Raw genomic sequence first — 23,343 nt, 5'->3', positions numbered from 1 at the left:
GAGCGAAGTGAGGCACAGGCATGAGCGGCCGGGCGCGGCTGGCGCTGTGTGCGGCGGTGGCCACGCTGTGTGCCGCCGGCGCACTGCTGCCACTGGTGGAACCGATCAGCTGGCTGATCCAGGCGGCGGTCCTGCTGGCCCTCGTGACGGGAGTGGGCGCGGCCGCCCGCCGGGCCGCCCTGGCCGGACCGCTCGTCATCGGCGCGCAGGTCCTGGCCGGCGTGCTGCTGATGACCCTGCTCTTCACCCCGGGGGAGGCGGTCCTCGGGCTGCTGCCGGGCCCGGACGCCCTGATGGAATTCAGCCGGCTGGTGCAGGCCGGTGTACGCGACGTCGGCCGGTATGCCACCCCTGCTCCCGTCACCCCCGGCATCCGGCTGCTGCTGATCGCCGGCGTGCTGGTGATCGGCCTGATCGTGGACGCGCTGGCGGTCACGTACCGCAGCGCCGCACCCGCCGGGCTGCCGCTGCTCGCGCTCTACTCGGTGGCGGCGGGACTGTCCCAGGGCGGCGCGGGCTGGCTGCGGTTCCTGATCGCGGCGGCCGGCTATCTGCTGCTCCTGCTGGCCGAGGGGCGCGACCGGCTCTCCCAGTGGGGCCGGGTGTTCGGCGGAGCGGGCGGCGGAGCGGGGCCGCCGGGCCGCGGACAGGGACTCGCCGCCCTCGGCGGTCCCACCCCGGCCCCGGTCCGTACGGGCCGCCGGATCGGTGCGCTGGTCCTCGGGATCGCCCTGGTGGTGCCCGCCCTGCTGCCCTCTCTCGGCGGCGGGCTGTTCGGCACCTCCGGCAGCGGTGCGGGCCCCGGCGGCGGAGGCGGCACGATCTCCGCAGTGAACCCCCTGGTGTCGCTGCAGGACAGCCTCAACCAGCCCGAGGACAAGGAAGTCCTCAACTACCGCACGACCGCCGCCGACACCCGCGATCTGTATCTGCGGATCGTCGCCCTCGACCAGTTCGACGGCACGACCTGGAAGCCGTCCGAGCGCACGGTCACGGACGTCCCCGAGCGGCTGCCGGGACCGCCCGGCCTCAGCTCCTCGGTCGACCTCAACCGGGTCAACACCTCGATCTCGACCGCCGAGTGGTACGCCCAGAACTGGCTGCCGCTCCCCTACCCGGCGTCCAAGGTGGACATCTCCGGGCGCTGGCGCTTCGAGCCCCAGGGCCGCACGCTCGTCGGGGACCGCGGACAGAACACCCACGGCCTGCAGTACCAGGTCGAGAGCCTTCAGGTCCGTCCCACGTCCCAGCAGCTGGCCAACGCCCCCGCGCCACCCGCCGACCTGCTGCGCGAGTACACCAAGGTCCCGCGCTCGCTGCCCCAGGTCGTCCGGAGCACCGCCCGCCAGGTCACCCGCGGCGCCCCGACCACCTACGCCAAGGCCGTCAAGCTCCAGGACTGGTTCGCGCTCAACGGCGGCTTCAGCTACAACACGGACGTCCGGGCCGGCAGCGGTTCCGAGGCCATTGCGCGCTTCCTGCGGCAGAAGGAGGGCTTCTGCGTCCACTTCTCGTTCTCGATGGCGGCGATGGCCCGGACACTGGGCATCCCGGCCCGGGTAGCGGTCGGTTTCACCCCCGGCACCAAGCAGCCCGACGGCACGACCTCGGTCGGTCTCAAGGACGCGCACGCCTGGCCCGAGCTGTACTTCCAGGGCATCGGCTGGACCCGCTTCGAACCGACCCCGAGCCGCGGCAGCATCCCGGACTACGCGTACCCCGACACCCCGGACACGCCCGACCCGGGCAGCCCGGACCCCGCGCCCTCCCGGTCCACGGCCCCCTCGGAGGGCCCGTCGACCGCCCCGTCCTGTGGCCCCGATGAGCAACGGCCCGGCTCCGGTAAGGCCTGCATCTCGCTGCCCGCGGAGTCCGGCACCAGCCCGCCGGCTGGCGGCTCGTCCCCCTGGACGATCGCCCTCATAGCACTGGCCGCGGTGCTCGTCCTGCTGCTGCCCGCGGGCCCGCTGCTGTGGCGCCTCCGCATACGCTCCGGACGACTGGCGGGTACGGACGGCGGCATGGCCGCGGGCACCCTCGCCGCCTGGCGGGAGCTGCTGGACACCGCCTGGGACTTCGGCATCCTGCCGGACGAGTCACTGACCCCGCGCAAGGCCGCCGAGCGCATCATCCGCATCGGAGATCTGCAACCGGAGCCCGCCGCGGCCGCCCGCAGAGCAGCGGCGGCGGTCGAGCAGGTCCTGTACGCCCCGCAACCGCAGCCGGTGTCCGGACTCGCCCTGGACGTACAGCTCGTGCGGGCCGGGTTGCGGGCCGGCGCAAGCCGTGGTCTGCGGCTGCGTGCCCAGCTCGCCCCGCGCTCCGCGGCCCGGCTCCGCTGGGCCTGGTCGGCCCGCTGGTCGGCGCTGCTGCTGCGGTGCCGTACCAGCCGCCCCGTGACCGCGGCACGGCGCGCGCTGGCCGCCCTCCGGCCGGGCCCGCGGCGGGCATGACCGCGCGGCACGAAAAACATGAGAAAGGTGCTGGGGCCGCCCGACCGGATCGGGTGGCCCCAGCACCTTCTGCCTTCCGGCGCCGACGGAGCACGCCGTTGCGCACCTCAGGCCGGGAATCAGCGGAGAACCATCGGACCCACCGGAGGACGAACTGCGGGCCGGAGACGGCGAACTGCAACGGCAAAACTCGGCGGGAAAGAGTGACGCAAAGCGCCGCAAGCCGCAACTGGAACAACGACGAAAAGAAACGTCTCCCGAGGGCGCGAGAGATTCACCCAAGACCACGCTCTCGACGGGCTCGAGGAAAACCCACGGGCCCGTCGTGGCTCAGTGGCCCTGCTGTTCGTCCCTGCGCCGCTGCCAGCGGTCCTCGATACGGTTCATCATCGAGCGCCGCTGCCTGGCCTGACGGCGCGCCGGGGCAGCTGTGCCACCTCCGGCACCCGCACCGGACTGCTGCTCTCCCGGCTTGGGAGCCTTGCGCCAGCCGGTGACCGCCAGCACGGCACAGCCGAGCATGACGAGGAAGCCCACCACACTGATCCAGATCTGCTGCGCGACCATACCGGCCATGAGCAGGGCGATACCCACCAGGAAGCCCGCGACCGCTTGGTAGACCCGTCGCCGGGTGTACGTACGCAGCCCGCTTCCCTCAAGCGCTGTCGCGAACTTGGGATCTTCGGCGTACAGCGCTCGCTCCATTTGCTCGAGCATGCGCTGCTCGTGCTCCGAGAGCGGCACGGAGTCCTCCTACTCGTCGGTCGCGGGGGGCGACCGGGTGCGACCCTTTCAGGATAGGCAGGGAATCGCCCCCGTGAAACCCGCCCCTCGACGCCAGTTCACTGTCCGGGCCGCCACGGCGACCGGTGGTGATGCTGCCTGCATTCCCCACCCGCCTATCCGTCATGCCGGAACGTCGTACCCCGATCATACGGGGCGAAGGGGCTGATCGGGTGGTCTGTGGCCGACTGCACGCGGTAGTCGCGTGAGCCGCGTGGGTCAGTCGCGCTCCGCGAGGACGTGCAGCTGGGTGGCCACGGAGTGGAAGGCGGGTTGTTCGGCGGCGGCCGCCTCGAGCTTCAGCAGGGCCTCCATGGCGCCCGGCTCGGTGTCCACGAGCACCCCCGGGACCAGGTCGGCGAAGACGCGTACGCCGTGGACCGCGCCGACCTCCAGGCCGGTGGCGGACACCAGCTCGGTGAGCTGCTCGGCGGTGAAACGGCGCGGCACCGGGTCGCCCTCGCCCCAGCGTCCGGCCGGGTCGGTGAGGGCCTGGCGGGCCTCGGTGAAGTGGCCCGCGAGGGCGCGTGCGAGGACGGCGCCGCCCAGGCCGGCCGCGAGCAGGCTGAGGGTACCGGCCGGGCGCAGCGCGTCGACGGCGTTGCGGACGCCCTCGGCCGGGTCGTCGACGTACTCCAGCACGCCGTGGCAGAGCACGGTGTCGTAGCCGCCGCGCTCGACGACGTCGAACAGGCCGTGGGCGTCACCCTGGACCGCGCGTACCCGGTCGGCGACGCCCGCCTCCGCGGCGCGGCGCTCCAGGGCGAAGAGGGCGTTGGGGCTGGGGTCGACGACCGTGACGCGGTGGCCGAGGCGGGCGACCGGCACGGCGAAGTTGCCGGTGCCGCCGCCGGTGTCGAGGACGTCCAGGGCGTCGCGGCCGGCGGCCTTGACCCGGCGCTCCAGGGCGTCCTTGAGGACCTCCCAGACCACGGCGGTACGAAGGGATGCGCGCGGGCGCAGCGGGTCAGACACGGCGGGTGGCTCCTCGGCGGGGGCATGAACGTCTAGGCGTCCACCACCCTATTCCGTCCCGCGCCGTCCGCCGCCTGCGGAGCCGCCCGGAGCGAACGTGGCGCTCGGCGGGGCGGCGGGCAGAGACGGTCGGGACGGGGGGTCGGGACGGAGGGGTCGGGACGGAGGGGGACGGGGGTGGCGAGGGAGGCGGGAGGAGAGGGGCGGCGGGCGGGAGGGCGGACAGGCCGGGCCCGGTGGCCGCGCTGGGGCGACCGCTTCGCCCTCTTCCCTCTTCCCTCCTCCACCTCCGCCCCCGGGATCAGCCGCGCCTCACCCCGCCCTCTGGGGTGGCAGTGAGGGCTGGAGGAGCAGCATCCGCTCCACCAGGCGCAGGAACATGGCGGCGTCGCGCAGGAGATCGTCGGCGTCACGACGGCTGGCCGCGCCCGCTATACCGGCCTCGGCCTTTGCGCGGCGGGCGGCGCCGGCGGCGAACAGGGCGCTCCACTCGGCCAGTTCGGGCGCGACCTCGGGCAGCACTTCCCAGGCGCTGCGGATACGCTGCCTGCGGCGCACGGTGGTCTCGGGCCGGCCGCGGACGGCGAGGACGGCGGCGGCGGTGCGCAGCGCGGCCAGATGGGCCGTGGCGAACTGCTCGTTGGGGGTTTCGAGGCTCTGTGCTTCGTCGAGGCCCTGCTGGGCCTGGGTGAGCAGGTCGAGTGCGGCGGGTGGTGCGGTCGCCCGCCGCAGGACGGGGTGGACATCACTCGGGGGACCGTACGCAGCGGAGCTGCCCCTGTCGGGACGAGCTGCCATGACGAACCTCCTGTCGTCGCATGCCGGTTCGGGACCGAATGCCGATTCGGACCGTATGAGCCCATCGTGACGTGCACCACTGACAATCGGCACTGACCTGCACTTTCGTCGGAAAGGGGATGGGTTCGCCCGCGGAGGCGCGGGAACGGATTCCCTGCATCCCCTTGCGGAACGAGGGGTGGGGTGCGGCATACTTTTTGAACTGACCAGTCAGTTCAGGGGAGGGGATCGTGGACAGCACCCCGCACGGGGCGGCGGTCACGGCCGCGGGATTCGGGGTCAAGGGCCCCCGCGGATGGGCGTTCCGGAACATCGACTTCACGGCCGGGCCCGGCTCACTGATCGCCGTACAGGGCCCTTCGGGCTCGGGCCGTACGTGTCTGCTGCTCGCGCTCACCGGCCGGATGAAGTCCGCCGCGGGCACCGCCGAGGTCGGCGGACTGCCGCTGCCGAAGAAGAAGGCCGCGGTCCGGTCCGTCACCGCGCTCGCCCATGTGCCGGGGGTCGCCGAGCTCGATCCGGCGCTCACCGTGGGCGAGCATCTGCGGGAACGCGCCCTGCTGCAGGGGCGGTTCGGCGGCTCGCTGCGGGCGCTGCTGCGGCCGCGGCAGGAGCGCAGGGCCGCGGCCCGCGCCCTGGTGGACGCCGCGCTGTCGGCGGCCGGCCTCGACCTGGAGACGCTGCCCAAGGGGATCCGTACGTCCGTGCGCGACCTGGAACGGCTGGAGGCGCTGCGGCTGTCCGTGGCGCTCGCACTGATCGGCGGCCCCCGGCTGCTGGCCGTCGACGACACCGATCTGAAGCTGTCCGACGACGAGCGCGCCGCGGCCTGGAAGATGCTGCACGGCCTCGCGGCGGCCGGCACCACGGTGCTCGCGGTGTGCAGCGAGCCGCCGGAGGGCGACGCGGACGTGGTGCTGGTGCGTACGGGCAGTCAGTCGGAGCCCTCCTCGCCCGAGGGCGCACCCGGCACACCCACCGCCACCCCGGACGTCCCGGACGCGAGGGACACCACGGACACCACGGGCACCTCAAGCACCACGGACAGCAAGGACGGCGAGGCCGGTGCGGCCGAGGAGGGCGGCCAGGGCGGCCCGTCCGGATCGGACGGCACCGGCAGCGCGGACAGTGCGGACGGCACACCGGCCGGCGCCCCCGCCGCCGACGGGCACGGCGACGAGGAGGGGGCAGCCGATGCGCTCGCCGAAACTGGCCGCGCTTGAGCTGAAGCGGTTCGGCAGGGGGAAGCTGCCGCGCGCCGCGCTGGCCGCCCTCCTGCTGCTGCCGCTCCTGTACGGCGCGCTCTACCTGTGGTCCTTCTGGGACCCGTACGGGCGGCTGGACAAGATTCCGGTCGCGCTGGTCAACGAGGACACGGGCGCGGCCGTCGACGGGAAGCGGATCTCGGCGGGCGACAGCATCGTCTCGGGGCTGCGGGACAGCCACACCTTCGACTGGCGGCCGGTGGACGCCAAGGAGGCCGCCAGGGGCGTCGAGGACGGCTCGTACTACCTCTCGCTGTCCATCCCGAAGGACTTCAGCCGGCGGATCGCCTCCAGCTCCGGGGAGCATCCGGAGACCGGCGCCCTCAAGGTGCGGACGAACGACGCGAACAACTACATCGTCGGGCAGATCTCCCGGACGGTGTTCTCCGAGGTGCGCTCCGCGGCCTCCACGAAGTCGTCGCGCACCTTCCTCGACAAGATCTTTGTCTCCTTCTCGACGCTGCACGGCAAGACCGAACAGGCCGCGGACGGCGCCGACCGGCTCGAGGACGGCATCGGGCGGGCCAAGCACGGCACGGGCAGGCTGGCCGACGGCCTGGGCACCGCGAAGAACGGCAGCGGCAAGCTGGTCACCGGCCTGGGCGACCTCGACGCGGGCGCGGGGCGGCTCTCCCGGGGCAGCTCCGATCTCGCCCGGGGAGCCGGGACCGCCGCCCACGGTTCGCGCCAACTGGCCGAAGGTTCGGGGCAGGTGGCGCAGGGCACCCAGCAGCTGGCCGACAAGGTCAACGGAGTCGTCGGCAAGGTGGGGCCCTTCATCCGGGCGCACGGCAAGGAGATCGGCGAGGCGGCGCGGCTCGTCGCCGACGGTTCGCAGGCGGTCCGTGACCACCTGGACAAGCTCCCCGCCGCGGCCTCCACGGGGGCGAAGCTCTCCCGGGGGATCTCCGACCACATGGCCGCCTACTACCGGCTGCGCTGTGAGGGCGGGGTGCAGCTCGACACCTCCTGCGCGGAGCTGAAGCAGCTCAAGGAGGAGGCGGCCACCGCGGCGGACAAGGCCGAGGAAGTCAGCGGGTACGTCCACGACCAGGAGAACCTCGACCAACTGGGCCGGGATCTGGACACGCTGCACTCCCTGGCGAACGAGCTGGCGCAGCGCGGGCCCACCCTGGGCGCCGACATGGACGCCGCGGTCAAGAAGATCAACGATCTGAACGACGGTGCGCACAAGGTGTCGTCGGGGGCGCGCAAACTGGCCGCCGGCAATGCCCGGCTGGCCGCCGGCGCGGACACGCTCAACGACGGTGCGCACCGGCTGCACGACGGTACGGGCCGCGCGGCGGCCGGGATCGGCGACCTCGACTCCGGTGTGGGCAGGCTCAAGGACGGTGCGCAGACACTGAACGGCGGCATGTTCAAGCTCTCCGACGGTTCGCAGAAGCTGGCCGGCGGGCTGCACGACGGGGCGAAGCAGATCCCCGACTACGGCAAGAAGGACCGCGACGCGCACACCCTGGTCATGTCCGACCCGGTGCAGCTGTCCTCGGACGCGGCCCACAAGGCGCCGAACTACGGCACCGGGTTCGCCCCGTACTTCATCCCGCTGTCCCTGTGGGTCGGCGCCATGGTGGCGTACATGCTGATCCAGCCGCTCAACCGGCGGGCGCTGGCGATGGGAGCGGCCTCCTGGCGGGTGGCGCTGTCCGGGTGGCTGCCGGTGTTCGGTGTGGGGGTGCTGCAGACCGCGGCGCTGATGTCCGTACTGCACTTCGCGATCGGTCTGGAGATGGTGCGGGCGGCCGGCACGATCGGCTTCCTCGTCCTGGTCACGGCGTGCTTCTCGGCAATCGTTCAGTGGCTGAACGCGCAGTTCGGACCGGCCGGGCGGATCCTGGTGCTGGCGCTGCTGATGCTCCAGCTGACCTCGGCGGGCGGCACCTACCCGGTGCAGACCAGCCCTGGCTTCTTCGCCGCCATCCACCCGTATCTGCCGATGAGTTACATCGTGGAGGGGTTGCGCCGGCTCATCACGGGCGGGGATCTCGCGCCCGTGTGGCAGGGCGGTGTGGTGCTGCTGGCGTTCACCGCGGGGGGCGCTCGCGCTGACGTCCCTGACGGCGCGCGGCCGCCAGGTGGTGCGGATGAAGGACCTGCATCCGGAATTGAGCCTGTGAGCACGCACCTGTCGGGGGGCGGCACAATCGCCCCCATGGACAGCTCCAATACACGCCGCGACGCCACCCGGCGCAAGCTCTTCGAGGCCGCGGTCACGCTCATCGCCGAACAGGGCTTCTCCTCCACCACGGTGGACGAGATCGCCGAGCGGGCGGGTGTCGCGAAGGGCACCGTCTACTACAACTTCGCGAGCAAGAACGTGCTCTTCGAAGAGCTGCTGCGGCACGGCATCGAGATGCTGGCGACGTCCTTGCAGGCGGCCGCGGAGGAGGTGGCCGACCGGGGCGGCAGCCGGATCGACGCGCTGGACGCGATGATCCGGGCCGGGCTGGACTTCATCTCCCGTTACCCGGCGCTCACCCAGCTCTACGTCGCCGAGCTGTGGCGCACCAACCGGGCCTGGCAGTCGACGCTGATGGTGGTGCGGGAGCGGGCCATCACGGTGGTGGAGGACGTGCTGCGGGAGGCGGTCGCCCGCGAGGAGCTGAGCGAGGAGATCGATATCCCGCTGACCGCCTCGGCGTTGTTCGGGATGGTCCTGGTGGCCGCACTGGACTGGCAGTCCTACCAGCCGGACCGGTCGATCGACGAGGTGCACGCGGCGCTGTCGCGGCTGCTCCAGGGACGGATCAGCGGCCGGCCCTCGCAGTGACGGAGGGGTCCCCCGGAACCGGAGAGAGGGTGCGCGCCGGAGCGGTCAGGTACGGCGCGCACCCCTTTTTCTTCCCCCTGGGCCCGCACAAAAGTGTGCGCTGCCCTGGCACGGATCGTTCCCCCTCCGATCCGACCAGGACAGCGCTTCCCCCGTGCTCCCCCGTGTTCCCCCGTCACGTCCGGGAGCCGCGCCGCTCCGCCGCCCCGTGTCGGCGGTGCGGCGCCGCTTCCCTTCCGTGATCCCTACTCTTCCGTCCGGGCGGCCTCCGGCCCATCCGCGTACCTACTCATCTCGGCGTCTGAGTACGGATACTCAAACCTGAGCACCGGCCCCCAGTTGGGGCCTACGATCTGCGACGTGTCCGTACTTCCCTTGGTGTTCACCAGTGGCTGGGCGAGCGGGATCAACGCCTACGCCGTCGTCCTGCTCTTCGGTCTGCTGGGCGCGACCGGCGTCACCGACGAGGTGCCCGCCGCGCTGCAGCGGCCCGATGTGCTGATCGTGGCCGGGGTGCTGTTCGTGGCCGAGGCCGTCGCCGACAAGGTCCCGTACGTGGACTCGGTCTGGGACGCCGTCCATACGGTGATCCGGCCCGTCTCCGGCGGCGTGGTGGCGGCGCTGCTGGCCGGCCACAACGGTTCGCTGCCCGAGCTGGCGGCGGGCGCGGTGGGCGGCTCCACGGCGCTGCTGAGCCATCTGGTCAAGGCGGGCACCCGGATCGCGGTCAACACCTCGCCGGAGCCGGCCAGCAACATCGTGCTGAGCCTGGCCGAGGATCTGGGTGTCGCGGGGCTCATCGCCTTCGCCGTCTTCCATCCGGTGGCCGCGGCGGTCATCGCGGGAACGCTGCTGGCCGCGGGGATCGCGGTGGTGGTCTTCCTGTGGTCGCGGATCCGCAGATTCCTCCAGCGGCGGCGGCAGCGGCGGGCGGAGAAGGCGAAGCGGCCGGCCGCGGTGGACGGTGCGGCGCCTCCGGTGACCTGACGGCGGGCTCCGACCGGTGGCGCACGGCCGCTGCCGGGCCCGGCCCTCCGTGGCCGTGCGGGCGTTGTCAGTGGGTCCGGATAAAGTCGCAGGCATGGCACGGATTGCGGTGATCGGCGCCGGGATGGGCGCGATGGCGGCCGCTGCCCGGCTGGCCGTCGCGGGCCACCGGGTGGCGGTGTTCGAGCGTGACGCGACGCATGGCGGCGCGGTGCGGCGGCTGGCACGGGACGGCTTCACCTTCGACACGGGGCCCGGGCTGCTGCATCTGCCGGCCGTCTACCGCGATCTGTTCCTCAAGACCGGCCGGGAGCCGCTGGAGAGCTGCATCGAGCTGACCCAGGTCGACCCCGCCGCCCGCCATGTCTTCGCCGACGGCACGGCCGTCTCGCTGCCGAACGCCTCGCGGGCCGGCGTGCTCGCGGCCCTGGACGAGGCACTGGGCGCGGGCTCCGGGGAGCGCTGGAGCGAGCTGGTGGGCCGGGCCCGCGAGGCCTGGGACGCCACCCGCCGGCCGCTCCTGGAGGAGCCGCTGTGGAAGGACTGGCGGGTGCTGGGGCGCGATCCGTATCCGGCGGTGCGCAGACGCGGCCTGTTCGGCCGGGGCAAGGGCCCCACGACCGCCACCCTCGCCGAGGTGGCCCGCCGCGAGCTGGCCGATCCCCGGCTGATCGCGCTGCTGGAGAGCCATGCGCTGGCGTACGGCTTCGACCCGCGCAGCGCCCCGGCGAGCGCCGTCGTGCTGCCGTACATGGAGCAGACCTTCGGGAGTTGGTACCCGCGCGGCGGGATGCGGGCGCTGGCCGACGCACTGTACGAGCGCTGTGTGGCGCGCAAGGTGGAATTCAGCTTCGGCGCAGCGGTGACCGGGATCGTGGAGAAGGACGGCAGGGCGGCGGGCGTCGAGCTGGCCGACGGCCGGGTCTCCGAGGCGGAGTTCGTGGTCGCGGGCGTCGATCCGGTGCGGCTCGTGGAGCTCTGCCGGGGGCGGGAGCCATGGGGTGCGGACGATGTCCGCCCCGACCTGGGCCCGGGCGACCGTGCCACCGGCCGGCTCACGGTCTGTCTCGCGCTGCGCGGCGCCCGCCCCGGGGACGCCGCGCACCGGACGGTGGTCCATGCCGCGGACCGCACGGCCGAGCTGGCGGGCGTGTTCGGCGACGGGTCCGGGCTGCGGACGCCCTGTGACCGGCCCACGGTGACGGTGCTGCGCCCGGACGACCCGGCGACCCGGCCGGACGAGGCCCATGAGGCCGTCACCCTCACCGCGACGGTGGCTCCGCACGGGCCGGTCGACCGGCATGACGGGGAGGCCGTGGCGGCCTACGCGGAGCGGATGGTGGAGATCGCCGAGGCCGCGGTTCCCGGGCTGCGGGAGCGGGTGCTGTGGCGGGAGGTGCTGCCCCCGTTGGAGGACGCGCTGGTGCCGGGACCGGCACTGGCGGGCCAGGAGGGCCGGTTCCTGCGGCCCGGCAACCGCACCCGGATACCGGGGCTCTACGCGGTCGGCGGCTGGTCGCACCCGGGCGGCGGTCCGGCGCATGCCGGGATGTCCGGCGCGATCGTCGCGGGCCTGATTGTGAACGGCGACGACTGGCACGGCTCCACGTGAGGCACGGTCTTACGTTGGCGCGGCTTTACGTGAGGCACGGCTCGACCTGAAGAGAAGGGGGCGGCCGCCGCGGCGCCGCCCGTCCGGTCATCCGGCCGTCCCGCCGTCGGCTCAGTAGCGGTACTGCTGCCCGTCGTAGCCCGGCTGCTGGTACGGCGGATAGGGCTGCTCGGGCGGGAGTTCACCGTCGCGCTGCTGCGGGACCCAGACGCCGCCGGGCGGGGTCTCCCCGTAGCCCTGGCCGGGGTACTGCCCCAGCGGCTGCCCCTGGCTGTCGTACTGCTGCGCGGCGTAGGGCGGTTGGGCGTAGGGGTCCGGCTGCGCGTACGGGTCGTAGGGCGCGGCGTACTGCTGGGCGCCGAGGTACGGATCGGCGTAGGGCGCCTGCCCGCCCTGGGCCGGACCCTCACCGTAGGCCGCGTAGGGGTCGGCATAGGCATCCTGGGCGGCCGGCCCCTGGCCGTAACTGCCGTCGTAGGCATAGCCGTTGCCGTTGCTGTTCCCGTTGGCGGCGGCGCCGTTGTAGGCGTCGTAGTAGCCGTTCTGCTGGGCACGGGCGTCGGGGCTGTAGATGCCGTACTGGCCGGTCTCTTCGGGCATCGGCTGCGGGGCGTAGACGGCGGCAGCATCGGCCCGTGCCGCGTAGTCGTCCTGGACGGCGAACGCCTGGGTGGCGTAGGCGTCCTGGTCCTGCTGCGGCTGGTAGGGGTCCTGGCCGGGGTAGCCGTCGCCGGCGTCGTAGGTGTAGGAGCCCGGCCCGCCGTAGAAGCCCTGTCCGGCAAAGGTTTCCTGCGCGGCGAAGGGCTCCTGCGCGGCGAAGGGCTCCTGCCCGACGAGGGTTTCCTGCGCGGCGAAGGCGTCCCGGCTCTGGAAGCCGCCGGTGCTCTCGAAGGTGTCCGGGCCCCCGTCGGCGACCGGGCCGGGGCCGTCGGCGGGCGGTACCGCCTCCAGGCCGGAGACCTGCAGGGTCGGTTCGGCGGGCGGCGGGCCGGACGGACGGGCCCGCCGGCGCCGGCTCTCACCGGGCTTGCCGCCCAGGGACCAGCCGGTGGTGAAGCCGCGGCGGAAGGAGAGCGTGACCTGTGTCTGCCCGATGGCGAAGGCGATCAGACCCAGCCCGATCACGATCACCGAGGGGATGATCACGCCGATGACCACAGCGAGGAAGCCGGTGAAGGCGAGCAACCGCCAGCGCAGCCGCGCCTTGTACTGGAGCAGCACCTCACCCAGCAGCCACAGGGCGACCAGACCGAATGCGATGTAGAGGATCGTCCAGCCCATATACGCCCCTCTTCCGCCGCTCGCCGGCCACCGTGATCAGGACTGCTGGTGCAGCCCCAGATTCTCGTAGATTTCCAGGGTCGCCGTGGAGTGGTTCAGGGTAATGAAGTGCAACCCGGGAACATCCTCGGCCATCAAGCGTGCGCACAGTTCCGTTGCGTACTCGATCCCAATGGAGCGTACCGCCGCGGGGTCGTCCTTGACGGCCAGGATGCGCTCGGCCAGCTCGGGCGGGAACGCCGCATTGCTGAGCTGAGCGAACCGTTCGATCTGGCGCACGTTCGTCACCGGCATGATCTCCGGAATGATCGGCGTGGAGCAACCCGCCGCCGCAACCCGGTCCCGGAGCCGGAAGTAGTCCTCCGGGTAGAAGAACATCTGGGTGATGGCGAAGTCCGCACCGGCCTGGCACTTGGCGACGAAGTGTGCCACATCGGTGTCCCAGTCCGTCGAGCGCGGATGCATCTCGGGGAAGGCGGCGACGCCGACGCAGAAGTCGCCGGACTCCTTGATCAGCCGGACCAGGTCGGCGGCGTAGCCGACGCCGTCGGGGTGCCTGACCCACTCGCCCATCGGGTCGCCGGGCGGGTCGCCGCGCAGCGCGAGCATATTGCGGATCCCGGCGTCGGCGTACTGGCCGATGATGTTGCGCAGGTCCGCCGTGGAGTGGTTGACCGCGGTCAGATGGGCGACCGGGGTCAGGGTGGTGTCGGTGGCGATGCGCTCGGTGGCGCGCACCGTGCCATCACGGGAGGTGCCGCCGGCGCCGTACGTCACGGAGACAAAGGTCGGGGAGACGGCCTCGATCCGACGAATGGCGTTCCACAGGGTCCGCTCACCCTTCTCGGTCTTCGGGGCAGCGAACTCAAATGAATAGGACTGCTTGCCGGAGGCGAGCAGTTCGCGCACCGTGTGCGCGCGATCAGTCCTGGTGGAAGCTGTACCTAGGGCCATACCGGCAGGTTAACCACCGGCCGGGCACACACCAACCGTCATCGGCGTAATGCCTGGTTGGTCGGGTTCGTGTCCACTGACTGGACATTTTCCGGTCGCCCGGACGACGGAAAGCCGTCCCTCACCGGCAAGCCACCGCCGCGAAGTGACCCCGGTCACACCGGGGGGCTGCCGCGACGCCGCCGGGCGGCGGCGCGCTCGTGCTCAACGCGCCTGGTCCTCCCAGGTCCGGATGCGCTTGGCCAGGGAGGCGGCCGCGGCGCCCGGATCATCCGCCTCGGTGATCGCGCGGACCACGACGACCCGACGGGCACCGGCCCGCAGCACCTCGTCCAGATTCCCGGCGTCGATCCCGCCGATCGCGAACCAGGGGCGCTCGGGGGCGCGGGCGGCGGTGTAGCGGACCAGGTCGAGGCCGGGGGCGTGGCGGCCCGGCTTGGTGGGCGTGGGCCAGCACGGGCCCGTGCAGAAGTAGTCCACACCGGCCTCGGTGAGCGCGGCGTCCACCTCGGCCTCGGCATGGGTGGAGCGGCCTATGAGGACGTCCGGGCCGAGGAGGGCACGGGCGGCCGGGACCGGCAGATCGCCCTGGCCGAGGTGCAGCACACCGCTGCCGGCCGCATGGGCGACATCCGCCCGGTCGTTGACCGCCAGCAGCTTTCCGTGCCGCCGGCAGGCGTCCGCGAAGACCTCGAGGTGCCGGAGCTCCTCACCGGCCTCCATGCCCTTGTCGCGCAGCTGGACGATGTCCACGCCCGAGGCGAGCACCGCGTCCAGGAACTGCGGGAGATCGCCCTGCTGCTTACGGGCGTCCGTGCAGAGGTAGAGGCGGGCGTCGGACAGGGCCTGGCGTGCGGTGGTCATCGGGCGGCTTTCCCCCAGGTCGGGGGCGTACGGACCGGGCCTTCCGGCACGTACGCCCCTCGGGTGTGGTTACGGATGCGGGTGCGGCGGCCGGACGGGAGCGCGCCGCGCCGGGCGGATCAGACGGCGAGCGCCTGGGCCCGGCGCTTCACCTCCGTACCGCGATTCTCGCGCAGCGCCTGGGCAGGCGTGCCGGGCAGGGTCTCATCCGGGGTGAACAGCCACTCCAGCATCTCCTCGTCGGTGAAGCCGTCGTCCTTGAGGAGGGTGAGGGTGCCGACGAGGCCCTTGACCACCTTGTCGTCCTTGATGAAATCGGCGGGCACGTGCAGCGCCCTGTTCTCGCCGCGGCGCACCGCGATCAGCTGGCCCTCCTTGACCAGCTGCCGGACGCGCGTCACCTCGACGCCGAGCTGTTCGGCGATGTCGGGGAGGGTGAGCCAGGCGGGGACGAGTTCATCGATGTTTGCGTCAATCTCGGTCACAGGACAAGCCTGCCACCTCGCACTGACAGCCGGTAGCCGGGCATCGCCATCAGGGGCTTCCTGCACACCGGAGGGTGACCTCGCCCGCCCGGCAACCGGCGGTCACGGCGCGGGCCGGCGCACGCTAGACGGCCGCGGCCTTCAGCGGTACGGACGCGTTCGCGGCCCGCTCCCGGTCCAGTACGACGCCCCGCTCGATCAGCTTGCGCCCCTGGGCGAGGTCCCGCGGCCGCCCCACGGCCAGCAGCGCGACGAGCCGCCCGTCCCGAAGCCAGATCACCGACCAGGCGGCCCCGGCCGGGTCACCGCGCCAGACCAGCTCGTCGGCGTTCCCGTGATGGCCCGCGTACTGCACGAACCGGCCGAACTGCTCCGACCAGAAGTACGGCACGGGGTCGTAGACCAGACCTTCGGCGTCGCCGCGGGCGATGTTCTCGGCGACCGTACGGGGGCCCTGGAGGGCGTTGTCCCAGTGGTGGATCAGCAGGCGGGTGCCGTAGCGGGCGGACGGGAAGGAGGCGCAGTCGCCGACCGCGTAGACGTCGGGCACGGAGGTGCGCAGCCGGTCGTCGGCGAGGACGGCGCCGTCCTGCGGTGAGACCTCGACGCCCGAGCCGGCCAGCCAGGCGGTCGCGGGCCGGGCACCGATCCCGACGACCACGGCGTCGGCGGGCAGAGTCGTGCCGTCGGCGAGGGTGACCGCGCCCGCGGTGACGGACGCGACCCGGGCGCCGGTGCGCAACTCGGCGCCGGCGGCCGTGTACCAACCGGTCATATGGGCGGCGACCTCGGCGGGCAGCGCACCGGCCAGCGGGCGGTCGGCGGCCTCGACGACGGTGACCGCGCAGCCCGCCTCGCGTGCCGCCGTCGCGAACTCGGCGCCGATCCAGCCGGCCCCGACGACCACGATCTCGTGCTGGGCGGCGAGCACCGGACGCAGCCGTTCGGCGTCGTCGAGGGTGCGCAGCAGGTGGACACCGGGCATGCCCTCACTGCCGGGCAGCACGATCGGGTCGGCACCGGTGGCGAGGACCGCGTAGTCGTAGGAGACCGGGCCGTCGGCCGTCTCGACGACATGGGCGTCCGGCAGCAGGGCGGTGACCGGGCGGCCGAGATGGAGCTCGATGCCGAGCGCGGCGAAGTCGACGTCGAAGGTGGAGCCTTCGGCCTTCCCCAGCAGGACCGCCTTGGACAGCGGCGGGCGGTCGTAGGGCGGGTGGGGCTCGTCGCCGAGGAGCGTGATCGCGCCGCGCCAGCCCTGTTCGCGCAGGGCGACCGCGGTCTGCACACCCGCGATTCCCGCGCCGACGATCACGACGCGCGGCGTGCGGTCAGGGGTCTGGGAGGACTTGCTCTGCTCGCTCACCCGATCACTCTAGGACGGTCCGTGACGCCGCTCGCAGCAGCACGCAAGGAGATCTCTGACACACCGTCACGGTCGGCCGTCCCGGGCCGCGGGCCCCCGGGGGCCCAAGGCGCTGTCTTACGGCACGTCGCGGCCCCGTATTAGGGTGACGGATACACGCACTCGCGGGAGCCCGGACGTACCGGGCTGAGAGGGAGGCTGGCCGGCCTCCGACCGTACGAACCTGATCCGGGTCATGCCGGCGAAGGGAGGGGCTGGAAGCCATGCATTCACCTGCCACACCGTCGGGACCGGCCGCGCCGAGTTCCGATGTGCTCGTCCTCGGCGGCGGCGTCATCGGCCTGGTCACCGCCTGGCGGGCGGCCGGCCGCGGGCTGACCGTCGCGCTGGCCGATCCCACACCCGGCGGCGGCGCTGCCCGGGTCGCCGCCGGGATGCTGGCCGCGGTCACCGAACTCCACTACGGCGAGCAGACCCTGCTGGGCCTCAATCTCGCCTCGGCGCAGCGCTACCCCCGGTTCGCGGAGGAGTTGGAGGAGGCCGCCGGGCAACGGATCGGCTATCGGCGGTGCGGCACCCTGGCCGTCGCGCTGGACGCCGACGACCGCGCCCATCTGCGCGAGCTGCACACGCTGCAGACCCTCTCGGGGCTGGACTCGCAGTGGCTCACGGGGCGCGAGTGCCGCCGTCTGGAGCCGATGCTGGCTCCCGGGGTGCGCGGCGGGCTGCGGGTGGACGGCGACCACCAGGTCGATCCGCGGCGGCTGGTGAGCGCCCTGCTGGCCGCCTGTGAGCGCGCCGGAGTGGCGTTCCACCGGAGCCCCGCCGCGCGGCTGACGGTCGACGGCGGGCGTGCCACGGGCGCCGAACTCGCCGACGGCACGCGGCTGTCGGCGGGTCAGGTGGTACTGGCCGCGGGCAGCCACAGCGGCCGTCTCGCCGGGGTCCCCGACGAGGTGCTGCCGCCGGTGCGGCCGGTCAAGGGCCAGGTGCTGCGGCTGCGGCTGCCGGACGTGCCGCCCGGCAGCCCCGCCTTCCTGTCGCGCACCGTACGGGCCGTCGTCCGCGGCGGGCCCCTCTACCTGGTGCCGCGGGAGAACGGCGAACTGGTCGTCGGCGCCACCAGCGAGGAGCTGGGCTGGGACACCACCGTGACCGCGGGCGGGGTCTACGAGCTGCTGCGGGACGCCCATGAGCTGGTCCCGGGCATCACCGAACTACCGCTGGTCGAGACCTGCGCCGGGCTGCGCCCCACCTCCCCCGACAACGCACCGCTGCTCGGGCCGACCGAGCTTCCCGGCCTCCACCTGGCCACCGGCCACTTCCGCAACGGTGTCCTGCTGACGCCGGTCACCGGTGACGCGATGGCCGAGGTGCTGGCCACCGGCAGCCTCCCCGAAGAGGCCCGCCCCTTCTCCCCCGCGCGCTTCTCCCCCACCACCACGGGGCCGCTGCGCACCCGTGCCCCCGAGGAGCAGCCCGTATGAGCGAGCGCAGTGAGCGAACGGCAAAGACTGGTGGCGACGGCACACCCGCCGAACGAAACGAGGCCGGCGCATGAGCGCGTCCACCGTGTCCGTGTCCGTCAACGGCGAGGCCCGTGAGATCCCCGGCGGACTCACCCTCGACCGGCTCGTCGCCACGCTGTCCCAGGCGCCCGCCGGGGTGGCCGCGGCGGTCAACGAAATCGTGGTGCCGCGCACCCAGTGGCCCACCACCCCGCTCGGCGACGGCGACCGCGTCGAGGTGCTCACCGCGGTCCAGGGAGGCTGATCCGCAGACATGGCCGACGATGCGCTCACCCTTGCCGGCACCACCTTCGACTCCCGTCTGATCATGGGAACCGGTGGCGCGCCCAGCCTCGACGTCCTGGAACGGGCACTGCTCGCCTCCGGTACGGAGCTGACGACGGTCGCCATGCGGCGGCTGGACCCGACCGTGCAGGGCTCCGTGCTGTCCGTACTGGAACGCCACAGCATCCGGGTGCTGCCGAACACCGCGGGCTGCTTCACCGCGGGCGAGGCCGTGCTCACGGCCCGCCTGGCGCGGGAGGCGCTCGGCACCGACTGGGTCAAGCTCGAGGTCGTCGCCGACGAGCGGACCCTGCTCCCCGACCCGATCGAGCTCCTCGACGCCGCCGAGACCCTCGTGGACGACGGTTTCACGGTGCTGCCCTATACGAACGACGATCCGGTGCTGGCCCGCAAGCTGGAGGACGTCGGCTGCGCCGCGATCATGCCGCTCGGCTCGCCGATCGGCTCCGGGCTCGGCATCCGCAATCCGCACAACTTCCAGCTGATCACCGAGCGGGCCGGCGTCCCCGTCATCCTCGACGCGGGCGCGGGCACGGCATCGGACGTCGCCCTGGCCATGGAGCTGGGCTGCGCGGCGGTGATGCTCGCCTCCGCGGTGACGCGTGCGCAGGAGCCGGAGCTGATGGCGACGGCGATGCGCCACGCGGTTGCCTCCGGCCGGCTGGCCTACAGGGCGGGCCGGATCCCGCGCCGCCATTTCGCGTTGGCGTCGTCGCCGACGGAGGGCGTACCGGATCTGGATCCGGAACGGCCGGCTTTCTAGCCCCACGTTTTCGGCTGTCCCGCCGTGGGGGTTTCTCGCCGTTGCGCCTGCGGCGGGCGGGTGGGTGTCGGGTGCGGTGACGGGCCTCCGGGGCAGGGTTTCCGGACTGCTTCGCTTTACGTCCGGAAACCCTGCCCCTCCGGCCCGTCCCCTCCCGTGGGAGGAGTCAGTGACGGTGAGTGGGGGCGAGCGTCCGTAGACGCCGATTTCACTCCTGCTTCACGAGGAGCACATGACCACCGACGACCACCCCCACCCACCGTTTCCCATCCCCCAACGGGAGGGGACGGGCCGGAGGGGGAGGGGTGTGGGACGTAAAGCGAAGCAGTCCCACACCCCTCCCCCGGAGGCCCGTCACCGCACCCCGACAGCCCCGCGCAGCGGACCCCGCCCGCCGCCATGCGCCACGGCGGGGGCACCGCGCAGCGGGCCACAAACGGCGAGCAACCCCCACGGCGGGAAAGCCAAAAACGTGGGAAGAAAGAAAAATCGCAGCCGAAATTCGCCTTGTCCCCCACAACTCGTAGACTCGTCTGCCGTGGATATGACCCTTCAGGACCCGCTCGTGGGCCAGCTGCTCGACGGCCGCTACCGCGTCCAGGCGCGCATCGCCGCCGGTGGTATGGCCACGGTGTACCAGGCCGTGGACACCCGGCTGGACCGTCTGCTCGCGCTGAAGGTGATGCATCCCACGCTCGCCACGGATGCGGCGTTCGTCGACCGCTTCATCCGTGAGGCGAAGTCGGTCGCGCGGCTGTCGCATCCGAATGTGGTGGGCGTCTTCGACCAGGGCACGGACGGGACGTACGTCTATCTGGCGATGGAGTACGTCGCCGGCTGCACGCTGCGCGATGTGCTGCGCGAGCGGGGTGCTCTGCAGCCGCGTGCCGCGCTGGACATCCTGGAGCCGATCCTGGCCGCCCTGGGCGCCGCGCACCGTGCCGGGCTGGTGCACCGGGACATGAAGCCGGAGAACGTCCTGATCGGCGACGACGGCCGGGTGAAGGTCGCCGACTTCGGTCTGGTGCGTGCGGTGGACACGAACACGACCGCCTCGACGGGGTCCGTCCTGGGCACCGTCTCCTATCTCGCCCCCGAGCAGATGGAGCACGGCACCGCGGACGCCCGGGTCGATGTCTACGCCTGTGGTGTGGTGCTCTACGAGATGCTGACCGGCGGTAAGCCGCACACCGGCGGCTCCGTGGCGCAGATCCTCTACCAGCATCTGCACGAGGACGTGCTGCCGCCGTCGGGGCTGGTGCCCGGTCTCGCGCCGCAGCTGGACGAGCTGGTGGCGCTGGCCACCGCCCGCGACCCGCAGCAGCGCCCGCAGGACGCGGTGGCGCTGCTGTCCCGGGCACAGGAGACCCGTGCGCAGCTGACCGATGCCCAGCTGGATGTGGTGCCGCCGCAGGCCAAGGAGGTGCCCGAGGGCGGCCTCGGCGACGGCTCGGAGCGTACGGACGTGATACCCCGCCCCGAGGGCGTACAGCCGCCGCTGCCGGGGACGGACGAGGCGGAGCTGAACCGCACCAGCCGGCTGGAGGTGCCGCCGACGGAGCAGACGACCCGGCTGCGTCCGGTGCCGGCGCCCGCGGCGCCCCGCGGCGGGCTGCTGCAGCGGCACCGGCTGGCCACGATCATCGCGGCGGTGCTGCTGCTCCTGGGGGCGGGCACGGGCGTCTGGTACATCAACGCCGGTCAGTTCACCACCGTCCCCGCGGTCCTGGACATGTCGCAGGCCAAGGCCGAGAAGACGCTGCGTGACGAGGGCCTGGGCGTGAAGGTGGTGCGCGGCTTCAGCTCGAATGTCGACCGTGGCCATGTCATGAAGACGGATCCGGCCAACGGCAAGCAGATCCGGGGTACGGGCACGGTCACGATCACCGTCTCCAGGGGCCCCGACATCGTCGACGTCCCGGATCTGTCGGGCACCCCGGTCGCCGACGCCAAGCGCAAGCTGCGGGACCTCGGGCTGATCCCGGGCACCGAGAAGCGGGCTTTCAGCGCGGAGGTCGCCAGGGGTTCGGTGATCGGTACGGACCCGGCCGCGGGCAGCAAGCGGCGGCCGGACACGGCAGTGGCGCTGACCATCAGCCGGGGCGCCGAGGTCAAGGCGCCCGGGGTGCTCGGCAGCGAGCGCGCGGACGCCGCGGAAACCCTGCGTGCGGCGGGCCTGAAGGTGCGCTTCGCCGACGAGCCGGTCCACTCGGCCCAGGACAAGGGCACCGTCGCCCGGCAGACGCCGGCCGAGGGCAAGAAGCTGGGCAAGGGCGAGACGGTCACCCTCACGCTCTCCAAGGGCCCGGAGATGGTCCCGGTCCCGGATGTCACCGGCAAGAACGAAGAGGACGCCAAGAAGCAGCTGACGGATCTCGGCTTCCAGGTCGAGGTGGACAAGCCGTTCCTGTTCCCGCAGGACGAGGTCGACTCGCAGTCTGTGGAGGCCGGCCAGAAGGCCCCCAAGGGCGGCACCATCACCATCAAGATGAAGGGCGCGCTGTAGCGCCCCGATGCGGCGGGGCCGCCGTCCGGCGGACGGCGGCCGCGCAGCACCTGGCACCCTGGGAGGGTGAGTACCTCCCCCTCCCCGAAGGGCGCCGAGCAGCGCGCCCGTGCCCGTAATCCGGTCGGTGGCCATGTGCCGGTGGCCGGCGGCCTGGCGAAGGCCGGCATTCCGTACGCCCGCGAGATGGGCGACGAGGTCGTGCAGGTCTTCGTGGCCAATCCGCGCGGCTGGGCGACGACCCCCGGCAACCCCGAACAGGACGAGGCGTTCCGGGCGGCCTGTGCCCTGCAGGGGATTCCGGCGTACGTCCATGCGCCGTATCTGATCAACTTCGGTTCGCACACCGAGGCGACCGTCGAGAAGTCCGTGGCGTCGCTGCGCCACTCACTGCGCCGCGGCCGGGAGATCGGGGCGCTCGGGGTGGTCGTGCACACCGGCTCGGCGACCGGCGGACGGCCGCGTGCGGCGGCGATGGCGCAGGTCAGGGAGCGGATGCGGCCGCTGCTGGAGGAGCTGACGCACCCGGACGACCCCTGGCTGCTGCTGGAGCCGACGGCCGGGCAGGGCGCGTCGCTGTGTGCGCTGGCCGAGGACCTCGGGCCGTATTTCGACGCGCTGGACCGGCACCCCAAGCTGGGGATCTGCCTCGACACCTGCCATGCGTTCGCCGCCGGGCACGACATGGCGGCGCCGGGCGGGATGAAGGCGCTGCTGGACGAGCTGGTGGAGGTCACCGGCGAAGGCCGGCTGAAGCTGATCCACGCCAATGACTCCAAGGATGTGGTCGGCGCCCACAAGGACAGGCACGAGAACATCGGCGCAGGTCACATCGGTGCGGAGCCGTTCGGCGAACTGTTCGTCCATCCGGCGACGGCCGGGGTGCCGCTGGTCGTCGAAACACCGGGCGGCAAGGAGGGCCATGCGGCGGACGTGGCCAGGCTCAAGGAGCTGCGCGCGCCCTGAGCCTGCCGGTGCCCCCTGGCGGGAAAGGGAATCCCAGGGGTACCGGGTTCTTGCTGTCGGGCAGGGACCGTTACCTCGCGCTGGAGGTATGCCATGGAACGCGCACCGCACGAGCACCGGACGGCCGCACCCGGCGAGCGGGGCGGCGCTCCGGAGGCCACCGGCCACCCGGACCGCGCCGGCCATGCGCCACCCGCCGGGCCCCCCGGCCCGGCCGGCTGGGCACCGGCGGCGCGGGCGACCCTGCACTGCCTGACCGGCTGCGCCATCGGTGAGATCCTCGGCATGGTGATCGGCACGGCCCTGAACTGGCACGATGTTCCGACGATGGTCCTGGCCATCGTGCTGGCCTTCGTCTTCGGCTATGCGCTCACCGTGCGCGGCGTCCTGGCGGCGGGCGTCGGCTTCCGGGCGGCGCTCCGGGTCGCGCTGGCCGCCGACACGCTCTCCATCGCGGTCATGGAGCTGATCGACAACGGTGTGATCGCGCTCTGGCCGAGCGCCATGGACGCCCAGCTCTCGGACGCACTGTTCTGGGGCGTGCTGGCCGCGTCCCTGGTGCTCGCCTTCGTGGTGACCACGCCGGTCAACAAGTGGATGATCGGCCGCGGCAAGGGGCATGCGGTGGTGCACCGGTACCACCACTGATCACGGACCCCGCCGGGCGCGGAAACCCACCC

At 72.7% G+C, this 23,343-nt stretch carries 19 protein-coding genes, 1 pseudogene and 1 riboswitch; of the genes and pseudogenes, 12 read left to right on the top strand and 8 right to left on the bottom strand.

From position 1 onward, the window contains the following. Positions 1–20 precede the first annotated feature (20 nt). The gene (locus SLV14N_RS29300; RefSeq protein ID WP_263271741.1) at positions 21–2,453 is read left to right on the top strand and encodes a transglutaminaseTgpA domain-containing protein; all 2,433 of its coding nucleotides are present in this window, start codon (positions 21–23) and stop codon (positions 2,451–2,453) included. Between the two features lie 330 nt (positions 2,454–2,783). Here the strand turns inward: SLV14N_RS29300 and SLV14N_RS29295 are convergent, their stop codons facing one another. The 3 genes from SLV14N_RS29295 to SLV14N_RS29285 form a co-directional block, all read right to left on the bottom strand. Next, positions 2,784–3,197: a DUF3040 domain-containing protein gene (locus tag SLV14N_RS29295; RefSeq protein WP_208684953.1), complete on the bottom strand. Its 414-nt coding sequence runs from the start codon at positions 3,195–3,197 to the stop codon at positions 2,784–2,786. Positions 3,198–3,455: 258 nt separating this feature from the next. Continuing rightward, positions 3,456–4,211, bottom strand: coding sequence for a methyltransferase (locus tag SLV14N_RS29290; protein ID WP_018090237.1), 756 nt, complete (start codon positions 4,209–4,211; stop codon positions 3,456–3,458). Between the two features lie 312 nt (positions 4,212–4,523). Next, entirely contained in the window at positions 4,524–5,009 is a 486-nt protein-coding gene (locus SLV14N_RS29285) for an SAV_6107 family HEPN domain-containing protein (protein ID WP_208684952.1), read from the bottom strand. A 230-nt stretch (positions 5,010–5,239) separates the two neighbouring features. Here SLV14N_RS29285 and SLV14N_RS29280 point away from each other — a divergent pair, with 230 nt between their 5' ends. The 5 genes and pseudogenes from SLV14N_RS29280 to SLV14N_RS29260 all read left to right on the top strand — a co-directional run bounded on the left by SLV14N_RS29280 (position 5,240) and on the right by SLV14N_RS29260 (position 11,664). Next, complete coding sequence (locus SLV14N_RS29280; RefSeq protein ID WP_263271738.1) at positions 5,240–6,232, top strand: ATP-binding cassette domain-containing protein; 993 nt, start codon at positions 5,240–5,242, stop codon at positions 6,230–6,232. Further along, positions 6,204–8,412 (top strand): annotated as a pseudogene (locus tag SLV14N_RS29275) (YhgE/Pip family protein). Before SLV14N_RS29280 ends, SLV14N_RS29275 begins: the two are co-directional and overlap by 29 nt. Before the next feature lie 35 nt (positions 8,413–8,447). Then, a complete protein-coding gene (locus tag SLV14N_RS29270; protein ID WP_026169738.1) occupies positions 8,448–9,065 on the top strand; it encodes a TetR/AcrR family transcriptional regulator in 618 nt (205 codons plus the stop codon). 360 nt (positions 9,066–9,425) lie between these two features. Next, entirely contained in the window at positions 9,426–10,052 is a 627-nt protein-coding gene (locus tag SLV14N_RS29265) for a DUF4126 domain-containing protein (protein ID WP_208684949.1), read from the top strand. 94 nt (positions 10,053–10,146) lie between these two features. Further along, positions 10,147–11,664 carry an NAD(P)/FAD-dependent oxidoreductase gene (locus tag SLV14N_RS29260; protein ID WP_208684948.1) on the top strand — a complete coding sequence of 506 codons (1,518 nt, stop codon included), beginning with the start codon at positions 10,147–10,149 and terminating at the stop codon, positions 11,662–11,664. Positions 11,665–11,775: 111 nt separating this feature from the next. Here the strand turns inward: SLV14N_RS29260 and SLV14N_RS29255 are convergent, their stop codons facing one another. From SLV14N_RS29255 to SLV14N_RS29235, 5 genes are all read right to left on the bottom strand, one after another. Beyond that, complete coding sequence (locus SLV14N_RS29255) at positions 11,776–12,945, bottom strand: hypothetical protein (RefSeq protein WP_263271737.1); 1,170 nt, start codon at positions 12,943–12,945, stop codon at positions 11,776–11,778. Positions 12,946–12,981: 36 nt separating this feature from the next. After that, positions 12,982–13,899 carry a methylenetetrahydrofolate reductase [NAD(P)H] gene (gene metF, locus SLV14N_RS29250; protein ID WP_208684944.1) on the bottom strand — a complete coding sequence of 306 codons (918 nt, stop codon included), beginning with the start codon at positions 13,897–13,899 and terminating at the stop codon, positions 12,982–12,984. A 204-nt stretch (positions 13,900–14,103) separates the two neighbouring features. Beyond that, positions 14,104–14,763, bottom strand: a complete 660-nt coding sequence (thiE, locus tag SLV14N_RS29245) for a thiamine phosphate synthase (protein ID WP_263271736.1) — start codon at positions 14,761–14,763, stop codon at positions 14,104–14,106. A gap of 119 nt (positions 14,764–14,882) precedes the next feature. Further along, complete coding sequence (locus SLV14N_RS29240; RefSeq protein WP_263271735.1) at positions 14,883–15,248, bottom strand: Rv2175c family DNA-binding protein; 366 nt, start codon at positions 15,246–15,248, stop codon at positions 14,883–14,885. 124 nt (positions 15,249–15,372) lie between these two features. Then, positions 15,373–16,614: an NAD(P)/FAD-dependent oxidoreductase gene (locus SLV14N_RS29235; protein WP_208684940.1), complete on the bottom strand. Its 1,242-nt coding sequence runs from the start codon at positions 16,612–16,614 to the stop codon at positions 15,373–15,375. A 154-nt stretch (positions 16,615–16,768) separates the two neighbouring features. After that, positions 16,769–16,883: riboswitch (TPP riboswitch) on the top strand. On the opposite strand from SLV14N_RS29235, the gene thiO reads away from it, so the two are divergent. The 6 genes from thiO to SLV14N_RS29205 all read left to right on the top strand — a co-directional run bounded on the left by thiO (position 16,878) and on the right by SLV14N_RS29205 (position 23,311). Next, positions 16,878–18,101 carry a glycine oxidase ThiO gene (gene thiO / locus SLV14N_RS29230; RefSeq protein ID WP_208684938.1) on the top strand — a complete coding sequence of 408 codons (1,224 nt, stop codon included), beginning with the start codon at positions 16,878–16,880 and terminating at the stop codon, positions 18,099–18,101. Its footprint overlaps the riboswitch before it by 6 nt. A gap of 70 nt (positions 18,102–18,171) precedes the next feature. Further along, complete coding sequence (thiS, locus tag SLV14N_RS29225; protein ID WP_093645833.1) at positions 18,172–18,387, top strand: sulfur carrier protein ThiS; 216 nt, start codon at positions 18,172–18,174, stop codon at positions 18,385–18,387. 9 nt (positions 18,388–18,396) lie between these two features. Beyond that, positions 18,397–19,191 carry a thiazole synthase gene (locus SLV14N_RS29220; protein ID WP_263271733.1) on the top strand — a complete coding sequence of 265 codons (795 nt, stop codon included), beginning with the start codon at positions 18,397–18,399 and terminating at the stop codon, positions 19,189–19,191. 538 nt (positions 19,192–19,729) lie between these two features. Next, positions 19,730–21,697 (top strand): Stk1 family PASTA domain-containing Ser/Thr kinase, encoded by a 1,968-nt coding sequence (gene pknB / locus SLV14N_RS29215; protein ID WP_272578151.1) that lies wholly within the window; start codon positions 19,730–19,732, stop codon positions 21,695–21,697. A 66-nt stretch (positions 21,698–21,763) separates the two neighbouring features. Continuing rightward, the gene (locus tag SLV14N_RS29210) at positions 21,764–22,663 is read left to right on the top strand and encodes a deoxyribonuclease IV (RefSeq protein WP_208684934.1); all 900 of its coding nucleotides are present in this window, start codon (positions 21,764–21,766) and stop codon (positions 22,661–22,663) included. 93 nt (positions 22,664–22,756) lie between these two features. Next, positions 22,757–23,311, top strand: coding sequence for a DUF4396 domain-containing protein (locus SLV14N_RS29205; protein WP_263271731.1), 555 nt, complete (start codon positions 22,757–22,759; stop codon positions 23,309–23,311). Positions 23,312–23,343: the final 32 nt, after the last annotated feature.

Source organism: Streptomyces sp. Je 1-4 4N24 (genome assembly GCF_026239515.1).
Taxonomy (GTDB): domain Bacteria; phylum Actinomycetota; class Actinomycetes; order Streptomycetales; family Streptomycetaceae; genus Streptomyces; species Streptomyces nigrescens.
This window is presented reverse-complemented; position numbering and strand designations above follow the sequence as displayed.